The organism is Streptomyces sp. NPDC002643 (genome assembly GCF_053592555.1).
The window spans coordinates 26,035-45,833 of the sequence record NZ_JBSFVY010000011.1 but is presented as its reverse complement, the minus strand read 5'-3'; the positions used below and the strand labels follow the sequence as shown (position 1 = coordinate 45,833).

The 19,799-nt window shown below is 69.2% G+C and carries 14 protein-coding genes and 3 pseudogenes; 13 read left to right on the top strand and 4 right to left on the bottom strand.

The genetic code is table 11. The annotated features are described in order from the left end of the window. Positions 1-328 precede the first annotated feature (328 nt). The 13 genes and pseudogenes from ACWD4G_RS18250 to ACWD4G_RS18190 all read left to right on the top strand — a co-directional run bounded on the left by ACWD4G_RS18250 (position 329) and on the right by ACWD4G_RS18190 (position 13,501). Positions 329-859, top strand: a complete 531-nt coding sequence (locus tag ACWD4G_RS18250; protein WP_451294489.1) for a PadR family transcriptional regulator — start codon at positions 329-331, stop codon at positions 857-859. A 20-nt stretch (positions 860-879) separates the two neighbouring features. Further along, complete coding sequence (locus ACWD4G_RS18245) at positions 880-1,860, top strand: NADPH:quinone reductase (RefSeq protein ID WP_451294487.1); 981 nt, start codon at positions 880-882, stop codon at positions 1,858-1,860. A 181-nt stretch (positions 1,861-2,041) separates the two neighbouring features. After that, positions 2,042-4,237 (top strand): annotated as a pseudogene (locus ACWD4G_RS18240) (MMPL family transporter); the annotation flags it as partial. A gap of 551 nt (positions 4,238-4,788) precedes the next feature. Beyond that, on the top strand, positions 4,789-6,096 hold the full coding sequence (locus tag ACWD4G_RS18235) for a sensor histidine kinase (protein WP_451294485.1): 1,308 nt from the start codon (positions 4,789-4,791) through the stop codon (positions 6,094-6,096). Continuing rightward, positions 6,093-6,749: a response regulator gene (locus ACWD4G_RS18230; protein WP_451294483.1), complete on the top strand. Its 657-nt coding sequence runs from the start codon at positions 6,093-6,095 to the stop codon at positions 6,747-6,749. Before ACWD4G_RS18235 ends, ACWD4G_RS18230 begins: the two co-directional genes overlap by 4 nt. Before the next feature lie 106 nt (positions 6,750-6,855). Further along, the gene (locus tag ACWD4G_RS18225; RefSeq protein WP_451294481.1) at positions 6,856-7,800 is read left to right on the top strand and encodes an SGNH/GDSL hydrolase family protein; all 945 of its coding nucleotides are present in this window, start codon (positions 6,856-6,858) and stop codon (positions 7,798-7,800) included. A 277-nt stretch (positions 7,801-8,077) separates the two neighbouring features. Further along, positions 8,078-8,821, top strand: coding sequence for a LuxR C-terminal-related transcriptional regulator (locus tag ACWD4G_RS18220; RefSeq protein WP_451294479.1), 744 nt, complete (start codon positions 8,078-8,080; stop codon positions 8,819-8,821). Between the two features lie 349 nt (positions 8,822-9,170). Continuing rightward, positions 9,171-10,352, top strand: a pseudogene (locus ACWD4G_RS18215) (enolase C-terminal domain-like protein); the annotation flags it as partial. Continuing rightward, positions 10,349-11,107: an SDR family NAD(P)-dependent oxidoreductase gene (locus ACWD4G_RS18210; protein WP_451294477.1), complete on the top strand. Its 759-nt coding sequence runs from the start codon at positions 10,349-10,351 to the stop codon at positions 11,105-11,107. The pseudogene ACWD4G_RS18215 and the gene ACWD4G_RS18210, both read left to right, overlap by 4 nt. Further along, a pseudogene (locus tag ACWD4G_RS18205) lies at positions 11,104-12,124 on the top strand (aldo/keto reductase). Before ACWD4G_RS18210 ends, ACWD4G_RS18205 begins: the two are co-directional and overlap by 4 nt. Positions 12,125-12,498: 374 nt before the next feature. Next, positions 12,499-12,669: a hypothetical protein gene (locus tag ACWD4G_RS18200; RefSeq protein WP_451294475.1), complete on the top strand. Its 171-nt coding sequence runs from the start codon at positions 12,499-12,501 to the stop codon at positions 12,667-12,669. Further along, the gene (locus tag ACWD4G_RS18195) at positions 12,666-12,941 is read left to right on the top strand and encodes a hypothetical protein (protein WP_451294473.1); all 276 of its coding nucleotides are present in this window, start codon (positions 12,666-12,668) and stop codon (positions 12,939-12,941) included. Before ACWD4G_RS18200 ends, ACWD4G_RS18195 begins: the two co-directional genes overlap by 4 nt. 182 nt (positions 12,942-13,123) lie before the next feature. After that, positions 13,124-13,501: an aldehyde dehydrogenase family protein gene (locus ACWD4G_RS18190; protein WP_451294471.1), complete on the top strand. Its 378-nt coding sequence runs from the start codon at positions 13,124-13,126 to the stop codon at positions 13,499-13,501. A gap of 81 nt (positions 13,502-13,582) precedes the next feature. Here the strand turns inward: ACWD4G_RS18190 and ACWD4G_RS18185 are convergent, their stop codons facing one another. From ACWD4G_RS18185 to ACWD4G_RS18170, 4 genes are all read right to left on the bottom strand, one after another. Beyond that, positions 13,583-15,415 carry a ricin-type beta-trefoil lectin domain protein gene (locus ACWD4G_RS18185; RefSeq protein WP_451294469.1) on the bottom strand — a complete coding sequence of 611 codons (1,833 nt, stop codon included), beginning with the start codon at positions 15,413-15,415 and terminating at the stop codon, positions 13,583-13,585. A 224-nt stretch (positions 15,416-15,639) separates the two neighbouring features. Further along, positions 15,640-17,871 carry an alpha-L-fucosidase gene (locus ACWD4G_RS18180; RefSeq protein ID WP_451294467.1) on the bottom strand — a complete coding sequence of 744 codons (2,232 nt, stop codon included), beginning with the start codon at positions 17,869-17,871 and terminating at the stop codon, positions 15,640-15,642. A 132-nt stretch (positions 17,872-18,003) separates the two neighbouring features. Further along, positions 18,004-18,738 (bottom strand): FadR/GntR family transcriptional regulator, encoded by a 735-nt coding sequence (locus tag ACWD4G_RS18175; protein ID WP_451294465.1) that lies wholly within the window; start codon positions 18,736-18,738, stop codon positions 18,004-18,006. A gap of 20 nt (positions 18,739-18,758) precedes the next feature. Continuing rightward, positions 18,759-19,799 (bottom strand): ABC transporter permease, encoded by a 1,041-nt coding sequence (locus ACWD4G_RS18170; protein ID WP_451294463.1) that lies wholly within the window; start codon positions 19,797-19,799, stop codon positions 18,759-18,761.

Here is a 19,799-nt window from a genome sequence, read left to right as displayed (position 1 = left end):
CCCGCTGATCCAGCAGAGGCACCTTCACGACGGTTTTCCTCACGCAGCGCCCTGTCGGTTCAGCGCAGCGCCCGGGGCGGCGACCTGCGAAGCTCAGGCTGTTTCGACCACTCGGGACCTACGTGTCGCAGCCTGTCCCCGTGGGCGTGCTCTGTCCTCAGGCGATCGGCTCTGCGGCTCTCGTCGACAGGAGTCTTGACACCGTGCGTTCCCTGGCGTGACGGCCCGTGGCATCGGGCTGCGGACCTCCGACCGGGCGAGCCGCCGAAGGCATCGACATCGATTCGATGCTCATATCGATTCGATGCTCCTGTGGGACAATTGCCCCATGCTGGAACTCGCGATACTGGGCTTCCTGGCCGAGGGCCCCTTGCCGGGTCACGAGCTGCGCCGCCGGGTCTCCCACCTGACCGGCTACACCCGTCCGGTCAGCGATGGCAGTCTCTACCCGGCCATCAACCGCCTCGCCGGGGCGGGCCTGCTGGAGCGGCGGGCCGACCCGCGCGCGGGTGCCGCCCGCTACGTGCTCAGCCTGACCGAGGCAGGCCGTGCCGAGATGCTGGAACGCCTACGCAAGCCGGCCGATCACGAGATCACCGACCAGACCCGGTTCACCACGGTCCTGTCGTTCCTCTCCCTCCTCCCCGACATAGCCGAACAGCACGCGGTGCTTCGCCGACGCCTCGCCTTCCTGGAGGAGCCGGCGAGCTTCTTCTACGACGGTGAGCGGCCCCTGCGCGCGGAGCAAGTAGCCGACCCCTACCGGCGGGGCCTGCTCCTCACCGCCCGCGCCACCAGCCGCGCCGAACGCGCCTGGCTGCGCGAGGTCCTCGGCGAGGAACTGCCCGAGAACCCCTGAAAGACACCGGAGGAACCCCCATGCTCGCGTCCTGGTACGACCGGCAGGGCCCCGCGGCCGATGTCCTGCATGTCGGCGACCTGCCCGATCCCCACCCCGGCCCCGGTGAGGTGCGGGTCCGTGTGGCCGTGTCGGGTGTCAACCCCGGCGACACCAAGAAGCGGCGCGGCTGGCTCGGCTCCTCGATGTCCTACCCCCGCGTGATCCCGCACAGCGACGCGGCCGGCGTCATCGACGAAGTGGGCGACGGAGTCGGCGCCCGGCGCGTGGGAGAGCGGGTGTGGGTCTACGGTGCCCAGTCCTACCGGGCTTTCGGCACCGCCGCCCAGTACACCGTCGTACCCGACCAGCAGGCCGTACGGCTTCCCGACCACCTCGGCGACGAACTCGGCGCGTGCCTGGGCATCCCCGGCATCACGGCCCACCGCGCCGTTTTCGCGGACGGTCCGGTCGACGGGCGGACCGTGCTCGTGCACGGGGCGCTCGGTGGCGTCGGTTCCCTGGCCGCGGAGCTGGCCCGCTGGGGCGGCGCCACCGTCATCGGCACCGTCCGCCGCAGCGCCGACCTGAACGGCGTTGACGCGACCGTCGTCTCCCACGCGGTCGCCCTGGACACCGATGCCCCGGCGAAAGCGATTCGCTCGTACGCGCCCGAAGGCGTGCACAGGATCGTCGAAGTGTCGCTCTCCGCCAACGCCGACCTCGACAACGCCGTGGCCGCGCCCGACGCCGTGATCGCCGCCTACGGCACCCGCTCCGATCGCACCGAACTCCCCTTCTGGCCACTGCTGTTCAACAACGTGACGGTGCGCCTGCTCGGCAGCGACGACTTCCCCGTCGATGCCAAACGGCAGGCCGCCCGCGACCTGACCGCGGCCGCCGCGGTCGGCGCTGTGACCGTCGATGTCGGAGAGCGTTACCCGCTGGAGGCCATCGCCAAGGCCCACGACCGGGTCGACGCGGGCGGGCGGGGCAGGGTGGTGGTCACCGTCCCTGGCTGACCAGCGCATCGCCGGCCACCGCGCTGTGAGGAGGAGAGGCATTAGTACTGCGGTACTAGTCGCGGCCCGTCGATTCGGTTCCACAGGGGGCAGGGAGCGCGGGAAACCGCACCTAGCTTGAGATCAGGGGTCGATCAGGCCCTGCTCACGTACTGACCTCTTCTCCTGGTGGGAGTACCCCGTGGCCACCTTCCTCTATCGACTGGGACGGCTCGCCTTCCGGCGACGACGCCTCTTCCTGATGTTGTGGATCGCCGTCCTGGCCGCCGTAGGCATCGGCGCGATGAGTTCCACCGGCTCCACCTCGGACAGCTTCACGCTTCCCGGCACGCAGTCCCAGAAAGCCATCGACCTGCTGCAGAAGGAATTCCCGCAGGCTTCCGCCTCCGGCGCCACCGCCCGGGTCGTCTTCGAGGCTCCCTCCGGCCAGAAGCTCACCTCCGCCGCCAACAAGGCGGAAGTCACCTCGCTCGTGGCCGAGCTGAAGACGTCGCCGCAGGTGGCAAGCGTCTCCGACCCGTTCACCAGTGGCCTGGTGAGCAAGTCGGGCAGCATCGCCTACACCCAGGTGTCCTACAAGGTCGCCAAGTCCGACGTCAGCAGCGCTGCGCACGACGCTCTGAACAAGGTCGCCGCGGAGGGCGAGAAGGCCGGGCTCACGGTCAGCATGGGCGGTGACGCGGTCGAGGACAAGGCGGCCAGCAAGGCTGCCGAGCTGATCGGTCTCGCGGTCGCCGCGGTCGTCCTCGTGATCACCTTCGGCTCGCTGGTCGCGGCGGGGCTTCCGCTGCTGACCGCGATCCTCGGCGTGGGCGTGGCGGTCATGTGCATCACCATCGCCACCCAGTTCGTCGACATGGCCTCGGCCGCCTCGACACTGGCTCTGATGCTGGGCTTGGCGGTCGCCATCGACTACGCCCTGTTCATCGTCTCCCGCTACCGCAACGAGATCCGGGACGGCCATGATCCGGAAGAGGCCGCGGGACGTGCCCTGGGCACCGCCGGATCGGCCGTCGTCTTCGCCGGCCTGACCGTGATCATCGCGCTGGCGGGCCTGAGCGTCATCGGCATCAAGATGCTCACCTCGATGGGGCTGGCCTCGGCGTTCGCCGTAGCGGTCGCGGTCCTCATCGCGCTGACCCTGCTGCCCGCGATGCTGGGCTTCACCGGAAAGCGGATCATGAAGGCCAAGCTCCTCAGCCGCCGCATGCGGGCTCTGGAGGAGCGCGGCGAGGGCGAACCGATGGGTGTGCGCTGGGCCCGCTTCGTCACCCGCAACCCGGTCAAGGTTCTCGCGGTCTCGGTGATCGGTCTGGGCCTGCTGACCATCCCGGCCATGTCCTTGCGCCTGGCCCTGCCCGACGACTCCATGAAGTCCCCCGACAGCACCCAGCGCGTCGCCTACGACACCCTCAGCAAGGGCTTCGGCCCCGGTTTCAACGGTCCCCTGACCGTGGTCGTCGACGCTCGCGACAGCAAGGACCCGAAGGCCGCCGCCTCGGACGCCGTCGCGCGGATCAAGAAGCTGCCCGACGTCGCCACGGTGCGCGACGCCGCGTTCAACGAGTCCGGCGACGTGGCCCTGATCGGCGCCATCCCGAAGAGCGCGCCCAGCAGTCAGGCCACCAAGGACCTGGTCAAGGACATCCGTGACCAGAGCGGCACGCTGCACCGGGACACGGGCGCCGACCTCATGGTCACCGGCACCACCGCCGTCAACATCGACGTCTCCACCAAGCTCGCCCAGGCCCTCATCCCCTACCTGGCGATCGTGGTCGGCCTGGCGCTCGTCCTCCTGCTGCTGGTCTTCCGCTCGATCCTGGTCCCGCTCAAGGCCGCGCTCGGCTTCCTGCTCAGCGTCGGTGCCACCCTCGGCGTGGTGGTGGCCGTCTTCCAGTGGGGCTGGCTGAAGGACCTCTTCGGTATCCAGGAGACCGCACCCATCGTCAGCGTCCTGCCCATCCTCCTGATCGGCGTCGTCTTCGGACTCGCCATGGACTACGAGGTCTTCCTCGTCACCCGGATGCGGGAGGAGTACGTCCACGGCGCCGAACCCACTGAGGCCATCGTCCAGGGCTTCAGGCACAGCTCCCGCGTGGTCACCGCCGCGGCGATCATCATGATCTCCGTGTTCTCCGGCTTCCTCCTCGACGACGTGGCGCTCATCAAGTCCATCGGCCTCGGCCTCGGCTCCGCCGTGTTCTTCGACGCCTTCGTGGTCCGCATGACAATCGTCCCGGCGGTCATGGCCCTGCTCGGGCGCCGTGCCTGGGCCCTGCCGAAGTGGCTGGACCGGGTCATGCCCAACGTGGACGTCGAGGGCGAGAAGCTGCGCCACGCACTGACCGCCGAAAAAGCGAGCACCGCACCCGAGCCCATGCTCGCCGGTGTCCATGCGGGAGCCAACCAGGGATCGGACAACCATGGTGCCCCGTCGGTCCTCACCAGTGGGTCCGGTTCCGACACGTCGAACACGGCTGCGTTCACCGCACCGCTTCCCCAGCACCACCGCGGCAGGGTCGGGTTCTCCGGGCGCAGGCAGCGCCACGCACACGACGGGGACACCGACGCACACACCGACACGGACACCGGTATCCCGACCGTCTCCGACAGCGGCCTCACCAGCCTCAACGGCTCCGGCGACACGGAGGAGCGCGGTAAGAAGCGAGGACTGGCAGGGCTCAGGTCGCGCCGCCCGAGCCGGGACGACGCCGCCCCGCCCGCCGGCACGGCCCAGCAGAAGGCAGCGAGAATGAGGGAGCTTCGGAACAAACTGTTCCGCAAGAGCTGACGAAGACGAGTCGCAGCAGCCGCTGCCGACCACCGGCCGGAACGGCCGCCTCCCACCCGGCCGATTCCCCCGACCCCGCCTGCCGGTCCGATCCCCCCGGGACCGGCAGGCGGCTTCCCGACCCGCGAAGGACCCCCGTGACCGCACCGAGCGCTCCGTCGCCCGCCCCTCGCCCGGACGACAGCCGGTTCCTGGAGACCCTGACCAGCGATTCCGAGCAGCGCGTGATCGCGTCCATAATCTTCCGGCTGGCCGCCTTGCGACGGGCGGACCGGGCGCATCCCAAGGTCCGGCACTGGGGGGTACCCGCCTTGTGCGCCGCACTCGGCATCAACTCCTACCTCAACCCCTACAACACCGGCGACGTCCCGGCGCAGCTGGCGCTGATCGCCGCGTTCACCGTCCCGCTCCTTTGGCGGGAACGCCGGCCCATGCTGGTCTTCGCCCTGACCACCGCCGCCTCCGTGGTGGCCCTCCCGCTGGGCGTCCTGACCGGAGCCGAGTCCGCGCGGGTCGTGGCCCTGTTCAACGTCGGCCGCTACAGCACCCCTCGGCAACTCGCTCTCGCCGTCGGCATCACCACCGTGCAGCTCGGAGCGTGGGCCGCCGTCTTCTGGAGGGGCGGCCAGTTGGAGCACGCCACACGCCCCGAGGTGGTGACCCTGATGGCGATGACCGCCCTGGCGGCGTTCGCCGCGCTGGGTCTGCTCAGTCGGCTGGCCAGTGCCTACATCGACGCCCTGCGGAAGGAGCGCGACCAGCAGGCCCGTCTCGCCATGGCGCAGGAACGTGCCCGAGTCTCCCGGGAGATGCACGACATCCTCGGTCACACCCTCGCCGTGATCGTCGGCCTCGCCGACGGCGCCGCCGCCCTCACCGAAAAGAAGCCGGAACGCGGGGCCCAGACTCTCCGCATCATCAGCGCCAGCGGCCGTGACGCACTGGCCGAACTGCGCCGCCTGCTGTCCGTCATCGGCGAGCAGGATGACCGGCCGGGCGACATGCCGCTCGCCCCGCAGCCCGGCCTGACCGACCTCGACTCGCTGCTGGACCGCGTCCGCGCCGCCGGTCCCACCGTCACCCTGGACGCCCACGGCAGCCTCACCGACCTGCCGCCGGGCCTCCAGCTCTCCGTCTACCGCATCATCCAGGAGGCCCTGACCAACACCGTCAAGTACGCCGCTCCCGACACCTCGGTGCGCGTGACCCTCGCCGCCGGCCCGGACGCCGTCCACGTCAGCGTCGAAGACACCGGACCGCGCCGCTCCCCCTCCACGGGCCGTCCCCACGCGGGCGGCGGCCGTGGGCTGGTCGGCATGCGGGAACGCGCCGCGCTCTACCAGGGCACCGTCACCGCGGGCCCCAACGCCGACGGCGGCTGGACCGTCCGCGCACTCCTCGTCCCCGATCCGCAGCCCAACTCCCCGGAGAAGCACGCCTCATGACCACCGTACTCATCGTCGACGACCAGGCCCTGCAACGCATGGGCTTCAGCATGCTCCTGGAGGCACAGTCCGACATGAACGTCGTCGGTGAGGCCACCAACGGCGGCGAAGCAGTCCGCATGACCGCCGAACTCCGGCCCGACGTCGTCCTGATGGACGTCCGCATGCCCGGCATGGACGGCATCGAGGCCACCCGCCGCATCGTGCAGTCCGGCGGCCGTTCGCGCATCCTGGTGCTGACCACCTTCGACCTCGACGAGTACGCCTACGAGGCCCTGCGAGCCGGAGCCAGCGGCTTCCTGCTCAAGGACGCCCAGCCCGAGGAACTCGTCTCCGGGGTTCGCGCGGTCGCCACCGGCGACGCGGTGATCGCCCCTGGCCTCACCCGCAAACTGATCGACGCCTTCAGCGACCGCCTCCCCGGGCACTCTCCGCAGCAGCAGCGTCGGCTCGACGACCTGACCCAGCGCGAGTGCGAGGTCCTCACCGCCATGGCCACCGGCTGGACGAACCAGGAGATCGCCGAGCGTCTGCACCTCGCCGAATCCACGGTCAAATCCCACATCAGCCGCATCCTCACCAAGATCGATGCCCGCGACCGGGTCCAGGCCGTGATCTTCGCCTACGACACAGGACTCGTCCGTCCGGCGTAGCCCGCCCCTCCCCGGTGGCCTGTCCCCGAGGGCCACACCATCGCCGCTCCGTGCTCACCGAAACGTCCCCGCAGCCCAGCATCCGCGACGAAGAACAGGACAAGTAATGGGACCGTTGGCGCGAACCGGCATAGGCGTGGCCCTCGCATGCGGGGTACTGGTCACCGCAGTCAGCATCGGACAGAACTCCGACAACAGCGAGAAGAGCACCAAGAGCACCAAGAGGGCGGCGCCGAAGGGGCCGTACGTCGCACTCGGCGATTCCTACACCTCGGGGCCCAAGATACCCCCGCAGAGCGGCACTCCGGTCGGCTGCGACCGCTCCGGTCGCAACTACCCGGCCCTCGTGGCCAAGGAACTCGGTCTCAAGACCGCCGACTTCCGTGACGTCAGCTGCAGCGGCGCCACCATCTCCGACCTGACCGCCCCTCAGTCCACCGACAACGGCACCAACCCCGCGCAGTTCTCCGCGCTGACCACCGACACGAGGCTGGTCACCCTCGGCATCGGCGGCAACGACATCGGCTTCAGCTCGATGATCACCAAGTGTGTCGGCACGGGAACTCTCTTCAAACTGGCCGACCGCATCACGGACATCACCGACAAGGCACCCTGCAAGGAGAAGTACACCTCCGGCGGCACGGACGAAGTGGCCCGGAAGATCCGCGCCACGGGCGACCGCCTCACCCGGGCACTTAACGAGATCGAACGCCGCGCGCCCGAGGCCCGGGTCTACGTCGTCGGCTACCCGGCGATCCTGCCCGCCAAGGGCACACACTGCGGCCGGGGCCTGCCCATCGCCCCCGGCGACGTCACCTTCCTGCGCCAGAAGCAGCAGGAGCTCAACACCATGCTCGGCGAACGCGCACGAGCCGCAGGAGCAACATATGTCGACACCTTCACCCCGTCCGCCGGCCACGACGCCTGCTCCGCGGCGGCCACCCGGTGGATCGAGCCCCTCAACCCCAGCAGCCCCGCCGCCATGGTCCACCCCAACGAACGCGGCGAACGGGGCATGGCCACCGCCGTCCTGAGCGCCATCAGAAGCTGAGGAGACCACAGCCGGAAGCCGCGGGGCCGCCGGGCAGAGCGCTCCGGTCCGCCTCCCGCGTCTACGACTCCGGTCGCGCGCGCTCCGGCGGAGCGCGCGTCCGGTCCGCACCGGCCGTCCGTGGGGACAGGCGCCCGGTGCGGGTGAAGGGCCTGGCCGCGATCCGGAACGTCCCGGGATCCGTGGCCAGGTCCACGCCCCCCACACACACCGTCCCCGCCTCGAACATGGGCGGCCGCACGCCCTCCAGGGCCCGGTCCGCCGGGAGAACACCCGCATGAGCACCGTACTCATCGTCAACGACCAGGCCCTTCAGCGTCTTGGCCTGCGGATGTTCCTGGAAGCCCAACCCGACCTCACCATCGTGGGTGAGGCGACCGGATGCGACCAGGCAGTCCGACTCGCCGACACGCTCCGGCCCGACGTCGTCCTCATGGACATGGGCCGACCGGACGAGATTCACATTCAGGCCATACAGTGCATCACCCGGCCCGACCGCCATTCTGAGGCGCCTCACACCGATCGAACAGGCAGGCGCCCCCCGCGGGTCCTGGTGCTGACCCCCTTCGACGCCGACGAGTCCGCCTGCGCCGCCCTGCGCGCCGGCGCCGACGGGCTCCTCCTCAAGGATGCCCTCCCCGACCAGCTGACAGCAGCCCTTCGCATCGTCGCGCTGGGAGGTGCCGTCCTGTCACCTCGCCTCACACGCACACTCGTGGACATAGTCCGCGACCAGGGCCCAGCCGACCTTCCGGAACGCAGACACAGGCTGTCCCATCTCACAGAGCGCGAATGCGAAGTGCTCGCCGCTCTGGCCTCCGGCTGGAGCAGCACAGAGATCGCCGAGCGCCTGTCGATAGCCCCGACCACGGTCAAGAGTCACATCAGCAGCATCCTGACCAAGATCGGCGCCCGCGCCCGGGTCCAGGCGGTCGTGTTCGCCTATGAGACCGGTCTGGTCAGGCCTCCAACGCAGCGTCCACGTCCGAGCAGCACGGACTTCTCGGATCAGCCAGGATGAGGTATCCGTCCGCGTCGCGCACGGCTGGCTGACCCAGCGCCAGCGCCGACCGCTGCAGGGGCGCGTGGGTTTGTCATTCCCTGCGAGGCCGAGACCGGCTACCGCCAAGTCCGCCCCAGTGCGACTGCCCGTCCCCCGTCCAATGCCACGGTCGCAGGACGATGCGCGGCTCCACATCGGACGCGGTCTCGGCCAGGGCAGGACGGCGCGTGATGGCGGTTGCAGAGGCGCCCGAAAGACGAGAACTGGCTCCGGTGAGGCGGTTACCAAGGCATGCAGGACCGTGCCGGATGGGCCAGGGCGAAGGTGAAGCGGTGGACCGCGAAAGCGGACCCGGACAGCCGAGGCGGGACACGGTTTCACCTTCACGATAGGACGCGGCAACGACGTCCAGGTCGCGGCGATCGGAGCCCTTCGTCCCCATCTCCTGGGCCGCTCCGTTCAGGAGCTGTGCGCCGATCCGGGCTCGCTCAACCGCGATCTGATCGGCGACAGCCAGCTGCGCTGGCTCGGTCCCGAGAAGGGCGTGATGCACATGGCGATCGGGGCCGTGGTGAACGCGGTGTGGGACCTGGCCGCCAAGCGGGCCGGGCAGCCGCTGTGGCGCCTGCTCGCCGACGCCGAGCCCGAGTGGCTGGTCTCCCAGGTCGACTTTCGCTACATCGCCGACGCCCTCACCCCCGAGGAGGCACTCACCCTGCTGCATGAGGGGCGAACCGGTCGGGCGGAGCGCGAGGCGGTACTGCTGGAGCGCGGCTATCCCGGGTACACCACTTCACCGGGCTGGCTCGGCTACTCCGACGAGAAGCTGACCCGGCTGGCCAAGGAGGCGGTCGCCGACGGCTTCACGCAGATCAAGCTGAAGGTCGGCGGCGACCTGGAGGACGACATCCGACGGCTGCGCACCGCCCGCGCCGCCGTCGGTGACGGCATACGCATAGCCATCGACGCCAACCAGCGCTGGAACGTCGGCGAGGCGATCGAGTGGGTCCGGGCCCTCGCGGAGTTCGAGCCGTACTGGATCGAGGAGCCCACCAGCCCCGACGACATCCTCGGCCACGCCTCCGTCCGCAAGGGCGTCGCGCCCGTGAAGGTCGCCACCGGCGAACACGTCCAGAACCGCATCGTCTTCAAGCAGCTCCTCCAGGCCGGCGCCCTGGACGTCCTGCAGATCGACGCGGCCCGCGTCGGCGGCGTCAACGAGAACCTCGCCATCCTGCTGCTCGCCGCCAAGTTCGGCGTCCCGGTGTGCCCGCACGCCGGCGGTGTGGGCCTGTGCGAGCTGGTGCAGCACCTGTCGATGTTCGACTACCTGGTGCTGTCCGGCACCACCGAGAACCGGGTCATCGAGTACGTCGACCACCTGCATGAGCACTTCACCGCACCGGTGGTGATCCGCGACGGCCACTACACGGCCCCGCTGGCACCCGGCTTCTCCGCCACCATGCACGCCGAGTCCATCGCCGAATACACCTACCCGGACGGCGCGTTCTGGGCAGCCGACCTCGCCGAAGGGCGGGAAGTCTCTTGACCGGCCTTTCGGGTCTCACGGCCGTGGTGACCGGCGGCGCGTCCGGCATCGGGCTGGCCACGGCGCGGCTGCTGGCCGAGCAGGGCGCCGAGGTCGCCGTCCTCGATCTCGATCCCTCCGGGGTGCCCCGGCCGTTGCTCGCACTCAAGGCCGATGTCACCGACGACGCCTCAGTACGGGCCGCGACGGAGGAAGCAGCCAGACGGCTCGACGGTCTGGACATCCTGGTCAACAACGCTGGCATCGGTGCCGCCGGAACCGTCGAGGACAACCCCGACGAGCAATGGCAGCACGTCCTCGACGTCAACGTCCTCGGCATGGTGCGCACCACCCGGGCCGCCCTGCCGTATCTGCGGCGTTCGTCGCACGCCGCCGTGGTCAACACCTGCTCGGTCGCCGCCACGGCAGGCCTGCCGCAACGCGCCATCTACTCCGCCAGCAAGGGCGCCGTACTGGCACTTACCCTGGCCATGGCCGCCGACCACGTCCACGAGGGCATCCGCGTCAACTGCGTCAACCCCGGCACCGCTGACACCCCCTGGGTCTCCCGGCTGCTGGACGCCACTGGCGACCCCGAGGCCGAACGCGCCGCTCTCAACGCCAGACAGCCCATGGGCCGCCTGGTCACCGCGGCCGAGGTCGCCGCCGCCATCGTCTACCTGGCGAGTCCCGCCGCCGCCAGCGTGACCGGCACCGCGCTCCCGGTCGACGACGGTATGCAGGGACTCCGGCTCCGCCCGGCGGCCGGCTCATGAGAACCCGACGGCTCGGTGGCACCGACGTCCAGGTCACCGAACTGGCCTTCGGCGCCGCCGGCATCGGCAACCTCTACCGCCCGATCGGGGAGGAGGACGCCGTCGCCGCTGTTGACGCCGCCTGGAACGCGGGCATCCGCACCTTCGACACGGCACCGCACTACGGTCTCGGTCTGTCCGAGCAACGGCTCGGCGCCGCACTGTGCGGGAGGCCCCGTGACGCGTACACCGTGTCCACCAAGGTGGGGTGGCTGCTGGTACCCGACGACGCGGAAGGCGACGACCTGGCCAACGGCTTCGCCGTCCCGGCCACGCACCGCCGGGTGTGGGACTTCAGCCGACGGGGTCCTGCGCTCCCTGGAGGCCAGCCTCAACCGCCTCGGTCTGGACCGTGTGGACATCGCCCTGCTGCACGATCCCGACGACCATGCCCAACAGGCGCTGAGCGAGGCCTACCCGGCACTGGAGCGCATGCGCGACGAGGGCGTCGTCCGGGCGATCGGCATCGGCATGAACCGGTGCGCGCTCCCCGCCCGATTCCTGCGCGAGACCGACATCGACGTCGTTCTGATGGCCGGCCGCTACACCCTCCTGGAGCAGGAGGCACTCGCCGAACTGCTGCCCGAGGCCACGGCCCGTCGCAAGAGCGTCGTCATCGGCGGCGTTTTCAATTCCGGGCTGCTCATCGATCCGAAGCCCGGGGCGACATACGACTACGCCCCCGCGCCGAAGCCCGTACTTGCGCGGGCTCTGCGCCTGAAGGAGGTCACCGAGCGCCACGGCGTGCCTCTGCGCGCCGCCGCCCTGCACTTCCCGCTCGGCCACCAGGCGGTGGCGAGCATCCTGACCGGGGCGCGCTCCCCGCAGGAGGTGCGCGACACCGTGGAGCAACTGCGGCGCCCCATCGCCGCAGCCCTCTGGGACGACCTGCGCGGGGAAGGACTGTTGGCCCCGGGAACCCCCACCCCTTCTGACGCCGCGCTTGCGAGAGTCCCGTCACTGGAGGAGTCGCCGTGAGCGTCGCCCTTCACGCCAGGCTTCGTCTCGACCGCGTCAAAGGGGACGAGGCTGAGCGTCGTGAGATTCCCGCGCCGCAACCTCACAAGTACAGGGCGCGCCGCCCCCCTGTTGGGTGATGCGCCGGGTACGTGCCGAAGGACCGACCGCGTCGCCGTCGGTCTTCCGCGGTACGGCCGTGCGCGCGTACGGCCCGGTCATCGCCGCTCCAGCCTTCTTCTGCCGCACCGACACCGGGCAGGACCCGGGGCGGCCCAGCCTAGGAACCACCCATGCGTATAGCTCTCTTCATCACCTGCTTCAACGACAGGAAGTTTCCCCGCTGGTGATGAAGGCGGGCAGCGTGATCCTGTCCTCCCCGCCGGCTCTCGGCGATGCAACGGCTGGCCGCCCTCTGGGGCAGGCTGGTGGGCCGCGACGGACGGATCGGCGCGCTGCCCAGCCCGTTCACCCGCTGGTCCAGCACACCCGCGACACAACTGCGCCGCTGGTGGCGCCGTACAAGACAGGACGGCGGTACGACGACGGAAGGAGAGGGACGTTGAGCGGACGCGAGACCGTTCTGCGCGCGGTTTGCAGCGCGCTGACCGAGGTACCTGGTGACGAGAATTCCTCGCACCCTGAAGCACTGCGGCGAGTTCGTCGTCGTTCCGAACACACCGGGGCGGACCTTGTCGCCCTGTTCGTCGAACGCGCCGCCGACTACCGCACCCACGGTGGTCCACGTTCCGCCGCCGATGCCGCGGCGGGAATCGGGAGCGCGCTGGTACGCGCCGGCGCGCTCGCTGGTCGTGGCTGGCGGACGACCGGCGGCTGACGGTCGTCCAACTGGACGCCGTGGACGCCGCGGTGTCCTGCCCGGACCCAGTGGTCGGTTCCAGGACAGCGACGCACTCCAAGTGATGCGTCATCGGGAACTAGCCCATCGAGCAGCACGAGATCCAACCCGCCCCTCCGGGCCGACATTACTGACTTCCTCGGGTTGTTGTCGGCTGCTGAGTGAGGGGCAGTCTGTTCGACGACCCTTGCATCTTGTGCTGCGTCAACTCGCGGAAGCGCCCTTGCTCCCACGGTGTCCAAACTTCCACGTCGAGGCCACACGGGCCTCCACGATGTCGGTTCAGCCCGACAGTCCGCTACGGGCTGACCTCGGGTGTTCTGACCAGCGGCGCCCATCGTGGACCGGACATCGCTCGCCGTCTCGAGGCGGGGATGGCGCATGTCAACGACCAACCGGTCAACGACGAGCCGAACATGCCCTTCGGTGGTGTGAAGGAGAGCGGCCGGGGCCGCTTCGGCACGGGCTTCGCGGCGGAGGAGTTCAGCGAACTCCGCTGGATCACGCTGCGCGGTGAGCCTCGCGACTTCGCGTTCTGACAGAGCCGCGGCAGAGTATGACACCACGCCCGGCCGGGCCGCGGGGTGTGCCCGCGGTCCGGTCGGGTGCCGTCCGCCCCGTCAGCCTCCGCTGGAGACCGACCACTTCTGGTTGGATGCGCCGGTGCAGCTCCACAGCTGGACCTTGGACCCGTTCGCCGTGGCCGTACCGGTCACGTCGAGACAGAGTCCGGACAGGTCGTTGGTGACGCTGCCGTCAGCGTGGAAGGTCCACTTCTGGCTGGTGCCGCCATTGCAGTCCCAGGTGATCACCTTCGTGCCGTTGGTGGTGCCGTTCCCGGACGCGCCAAGGCACTTGCCCGCGACCTGGAGTTCACGGCTCGCCGAGTAGGTGTAGGCCTGGTTGGCGGTACCGGACACACAGTCCCAGATGTACTGCTGGACACCGTTGGCCGGGTTGCCGGTGTCGTCCAGGCACCGGTTCGAGCCCTGGCCGACGATCTGGGCGGCGGCCGTCTGCGCGCCCCGGGTGAAGGTCACCGTGGCGCCGGCGGGCAGGGTGTACTGGAAGGATCCGGCGTTGTTCCAGGTGACCGTGAAAGCGGTACTGCTGGTGTTGTTGTTGTGCGCGACCAGCACCTCACCGCCGTCGGGGTTCTTGTAGGCCTGGGCCCAGACGTTGCCGCCATCGCTGTAGCCGATGCGCGTGGCACCGGGAACGACGAACTTCGAGAACTGACCCAGCTGGTAGTAGTTGTTGGTGTAGGTGGCCTTGCCTGTCGCCTGGTCGACGGTGACCAGGCCGGTGCAGTTGTCGCAGCCCACGCCCATCTTCGGTCCGCCGTTGGTGTCGAGCGCCAAATTCCACAGAAGGGCGCCGCTGGCCCAGTTGAAGGTGGACTCCAGGGCGAGCTGGGCGGCGTTCATCGGGGCGATGCCCGGCCCGGTGGAGCACTCGCTCTCGTAGAGCCGCTTGTCCGGGTAGGAGTTGTGGATCGTGGTCATCCTGCCGAGGTCGTTCTGGTAGCAGTGCCACGCCGTGCCGTACATCGCGTCGTGCGCCGCCTGGTTGCCCATCAGCGTGTTCGCGTAGCTGGTGTCCACGTGGTCGGCGTCCCCGCCGAGGATCTTCGTGTCGGACAGGCCGGCCTGCTGCAGTGCCGGGGCGAGGTTGTCGGCGATGAAGTTCGCCTCGTCGCCCGCGGCCCACAGCATGGCCGAGTACGTGGACGGCGAGATCGTCGGCTCGTTCTGCGGGGTGATGCCCCAGACGTTGACGCCCTTGGCTTTGTACTCCTGCAGGAACTTGACGTAGTACTGCGCCAGCGTGCCGTACATGTCGGACCTGAGGGTGCCGTTGCCCTGGCCCAGCATCGTGTTGGTGGTCTTCATCCAGGCCGGCGGGCTCCAGTTGTTGGCGAAGAGCTTCATCGACGGGTTGAGCGCCTGGGCCTGCTTGATGATCGGGATGACGTAGGCGTCGTCGTGCGCGGTGGAGAAGTTGGCCAGGGTCGGGTCGGCGGTCCCGCCGTTGTCGTCGTAGGAGTAGGTGGAGGGGTTGCTCGCCGGGGTCGCCGTGTAGTCGGAGGAGCCCATGGGCACCCGCATCAGCGACAGGCCGATGCCGGATCCGCGGGTGAACAGATCGCGCATCACCTGGTCACGGGCGGTGGTGCCGAGCTTGTTCTGCAGGAGGTAGGCCGAGGTGTCGGTGAAGGCGGCACCGAATCCGTCGATGGTCTGGTAGGACTGCGTGTCGTCCACCGTGAGGTTCACGCTGCCCGAGGACACCGCGCCGAGCGCGATGCCCGGCTGCGGGGTCAGGGCCTGACTCAGGTCCGACGTGGTCAGGGTCACGCCGATCGTGGCGCTCGCGGCCTGCGCCGACGACGGGGCCAGAACTGCCGCCCCGCCTGTGACGGCCAGCGTCAGCGCGGCAATCTGCGCGCTCAATCTGCGGAGCGAATGTCTCACATGCATGGAAGCGTCCCTCTTCCTTGTGGTCAGATCGTCTGCCTGGGCGCGGGACGGTCCGAAGCCGCTCTTCGGGGCGGTCGGCCCGCGCAACCCAGCCGCGGCCGCGGTGCGTGGCTGCGGCGAGGGGCCTTGCCTGTTCGCATGGCCTGGTGCGGGCCGGGGTTCAGCACCGCACCGGGCCATGGGCTCTGGGGAACGGGTCAGACGGGGCTGATGGTCCACTGCAGGTTCGTGCTGTTGCCCCAGTCCCACTGCTTGGTGACGGAGCCCTCGGAGACGTTGCCGCCGCCGTCCAGGAGCTTGCCCGTGGTGCGGTTGACGATGTTGTACTGACCGCCTCCGCGGTGTGTGATCTTCCACTGCTGGTTGGTGTGGCCGTTCCAGGCCAGCTGCTTGCAGGTGGCGCCGTTGCTGGTGGCGCCCCAGCTGTCGGCGACCATGCCGTTGGTGCGGTTGACCAGCTTGTAGTAGCCGTTGCCGACCTCGACCGCCTGCCACTGGAGGTTGGCGCTGTCGAAGTAGTGCCACTGCTTGAGGTCGGATCCGCCTGCGACGTTGCCGCCGCTGTCCAGGGCCAGGCCGTCGGTGTAGTTGATGATCTTGAGGTAGGTCGACGGGTTGAACTGCACCTTCAGCGAGGTGATCTGGTCGTTCTGGCCGGTGACCCGCAGGTCGGCGTTGTCGGCGGTGAACGTCCACTGGGTGCCGGTGAAGTTGTCGCCGGAGTAGGCGACGACCTGCTGACCAGGGGCGAGTTTCAGCGAGGAGATGCTGAGCGCGGGCATCCCGTGCAGGACGAGCTGGTCGGCGGTGTAGTCGCCCAGGCCGAGTGCGGCGGAGGTACCGGTGTAGTTGACGTCCGTGCAGACCAGGGCACCGTCGACCGGCTGCAGCGTGGGAATCTGGCCGGAGAAGGTCAGCTTCAGCACGTACATGGGGGCGGAGAACGGTGCCGACGACGGCAGGGTCACCGTGAGCCCGGACGCGTTCTGGGTCCGGTTCGGGAGGTCGATGTAGGTGCCGGCCGTGCTGTCGAGCAGCTTCACCGAGGTCAGCGAACCCAGGTTGATGCGGCTGGAGCTGAGCGTCCTGACGGTCAGCGAGCTGCCGGGATAGCCGAGGACCGTGGCGTACAGGGTGGTGTTCGCCTTGTTCCGGGTGAAGCGGATGTCCTGGGCGGTGCCGGTCGTGGGGTTCATGAACGTGCCGCCGCCCATCTTCGTCGGGCCCTCGCCGTAGGCGGTCCAGGCCCGGGTCGAGTAGACGGACTCGCCGAAGCGCCCCAGGTAGTCGCCGATGCCCAGCAGGATGTCGCGCTGGCCCTGGGGGATGGTGCCGTCGGCCATAGGCGCGATGTTGAGCAGGACGGTGCCGTTCTTGCTGATCCGGTCGATCATCGCGTGCAGCAACAGCTGTGCCGTGTAGTAGCCGATGCCCACCGTGTAGCACCAGCTGGTGCTGGAGACGCTGTCGTCGGTGAGCCAGTAGGGCGAGGTGACGTCGGCCGGGCCGCCCCGCTCGTAGTCGAAGACCTCGCCGTGGCTGTTGAAACCGTCCTTGTAGGTGGCGATGACCTCCCGGCCCCAGGAGTTGGCCTGGTTGTAGTAGTAGGACAGGAAGTTCAGCAGCTGCGTCTCGGCGATCTGGTCCAGGTGGACGTCCTGGTAGAGGATGTCCGGCTTGGCCAGGTCGACGACCTCCTTGAGCTTGTCGTACCAGAGCTGGTCTTCCGTGGTCTTGTCCAGCTGCCCGTAGAGCTTCTTCAGGCTGGGGTCGGACTGCGCCGGGACGGCCTCGTAGTAGCCGAGGTAGTTGTAGGCGTGGTGCATCGACACCAGCAGCTTGAGGTTCTTCGCCCGGACGGCGTCGGTGAACAGCTTCAGCAGGTTCAGCTTCGGCCCCTTGGCGACCGAGTTCCACTCGTTGACCTGGCTGTCCCACATCGAGAAGCCGTCGTGGTGCTCGGCGACCGGCCCGGCGAACTTCGCACCGGCGTCCACGAACAGCTGCGCCCACTCGGCGGGGTCGAAGTTGCCGCCGGCCGACTTCAGCCTGGGCGCGAACTGCGTGAAGTTGCCCGCCTTGTCGTTCGCCCCGTTGATGAAGTTGTGGTATGGCCACACGGACGGGTCGCCGTACGTGGCGATGTGGTGCTGGTTCACGCCACTGCCGCTGAAGTACATGTTGCGCGGGTACCACTCGCTGTCGTAGGCGGGGACGCTGAAGACGCCCCAGTGGAAGTAGATGCCGAACTTGGCGTCCTGGAACCACTCGGGAGACGCCGGGTGCTGGTTCACCGAGTCCCATGTGGGCGTGTAGGTGGATGGTGCGGCCAGGGCGGGGCCGGCGCCGAACAGTCCGCCCGCGACCGCGGCCGCCGCGACGGCCGTGGTACCGGCGAGGAACTGTCGTCTGTTGATCGCTCTCGACATTGAGAGGCCTCCAAGGCAACTGAGTGTTCCGATGGTTGACAGTGAGAAGCGCGGGAGGGGGCTCCGGCGCGGGTGTTCGGCGCCCGGGCGGGGCGGGGTCTCCGACATGGCGAGGCCACGCGGACGTGGTGGTCATGGCCGGGTTCGAGCCCTGGTACCCGGTCTGCCGACGTCCACCGGCGGACGGTCGGTTTCGGGCAGGCTGTCCGCCAGCCACCGCTCGACGGTGCAGATGTGGACGGCGGCGGCCGATGCGGCGAGAAGGGCGTCGCGGGACTGCAGTGCGTGAAGGATCTCCTCGTGGTCCTGGTGTGCGCTGTCCAAGGAGCGTTCGACATGGCTGCCTCGCAGGATCCGGACCCGCTGGGTCCGGCTGGAGAGCACCCGGAGCAGCATCGACAGCACGGGGTTGTCGACCGCTTCGACGATCCGGAGATGGAAGGCCGTGTCGTGGAGCACGAACTCCTCGACCGTGGCGGCGGCGCGGCCGCGGTCCAGGATTTTCCTGAGTGCCCTGAGGTCCTTGGCGCCGAGTACCGCGGCCGCCGCCCCGGTGGCCGCCGGCTCCAGCATCCGGCGAACCTGGAGCAGTTGCAGCGCGGTACGGCCATGGGAGACGTCCGCGGCGAAGGACAGCGACTCCAGCAGAAGGTGGGGCTCGAGACTGGAGACGTACATCCCGGAGCCCTGACGGACCACGAGGATCCGCATGGCGGCAAGGGCTCGCACCGCCTCACGAAGGGTGCTGCGCGAGAGACCGAACTGCCCTGCGAGCACTTCCTCGGTCGGCAGGCGGGAGCCGGGGGCGAGCTCGCCGTTGAGGATCATCGCTTTGATCCTTTCGATGGCCTCGTCCGTCAGGGACACGGGATCGCCTCTCCGCGCGCCTACTCCTGCTTCTCGCCGGAGGCGAAGCGGGAGATGATCAGGGCGACGATGATGATGGCGCCGTTGAGGAACTGGTTCCACAGCGGGGGCACACCCGCCAGGGTCATCACGTTGACGACCAGTTGGAGCGTCAGTACGCCGGTGAGTGCGCCGAGGACGGAGCCTCTGCCGCCGTTGAGGCTGACGCCGCCGATGACGGTCGCGGCGAACACCTGGAAGATCCATCCGCTGCCCTGGGTGGCGGAGATGGAGCCGTAGTGGCCGCTGTAGAGGATTCCGGCGAACGCGGCGAGCAGGCTGCCGACGATGAGGACGATCCAGACGATGCGGTCGACACGTATACCGGCGGTGCGGGCGGCCTCGGCGTTGCCGCCGATCGCGTACAGCGCGCGGCCGTGGCGCAGCCAGGACAGCGCCCCCGCGCCGAGTGCGAACAGCGCCGCGCAGATCCAGATGGCCGCCGGCATGCCCAGCCAGGACGCCCGGCCGAGGTAGGTGAAGGAGGAGGGGAGTTCGACGATGGACTGGCCCTCGGAGAGGGCGACCTGCAGTCCGCGCAGCATGGTGAGGGCGCCGAGGGTGACGATGAAGCCGTTGAGCCGCAGCTTGAGGATGAGGAAGCCGTTGACGGCGCCGATGACCGCGCCGACGGCCAGGCAGAGGGGGACGGCCATCCACTCGGGGAACAGTCCGAGGCCGTTGAACCGGCCGCCGCCGGCGGGCAGGACGAGCCACACGGCGATGACCGGGGCCACGCCGATGGTGGACTCCAGCGACAGGTCCATGCGTCCGGCGACGAGGATCAGGGTCGTCGCGAGGACGAGCAGGCTCAGCTCGGTGGACTGCTGTGCCACTCCGATGAGGTTGTCGGAGGTGAGGAAGGCGGGCGAGACGATGAAGCCGATCACGCCGAGGACGAGGATGGCCGGGATCAGTGACAGGTCACGGAAGCGGCCGAGACCGAGGCTGCGGCGGGCTGCGCGGGCCGGTGCCTCCGCCGCGGTCACGTGGGGTTCGGTGACATCTGTGGTGGCGGACAT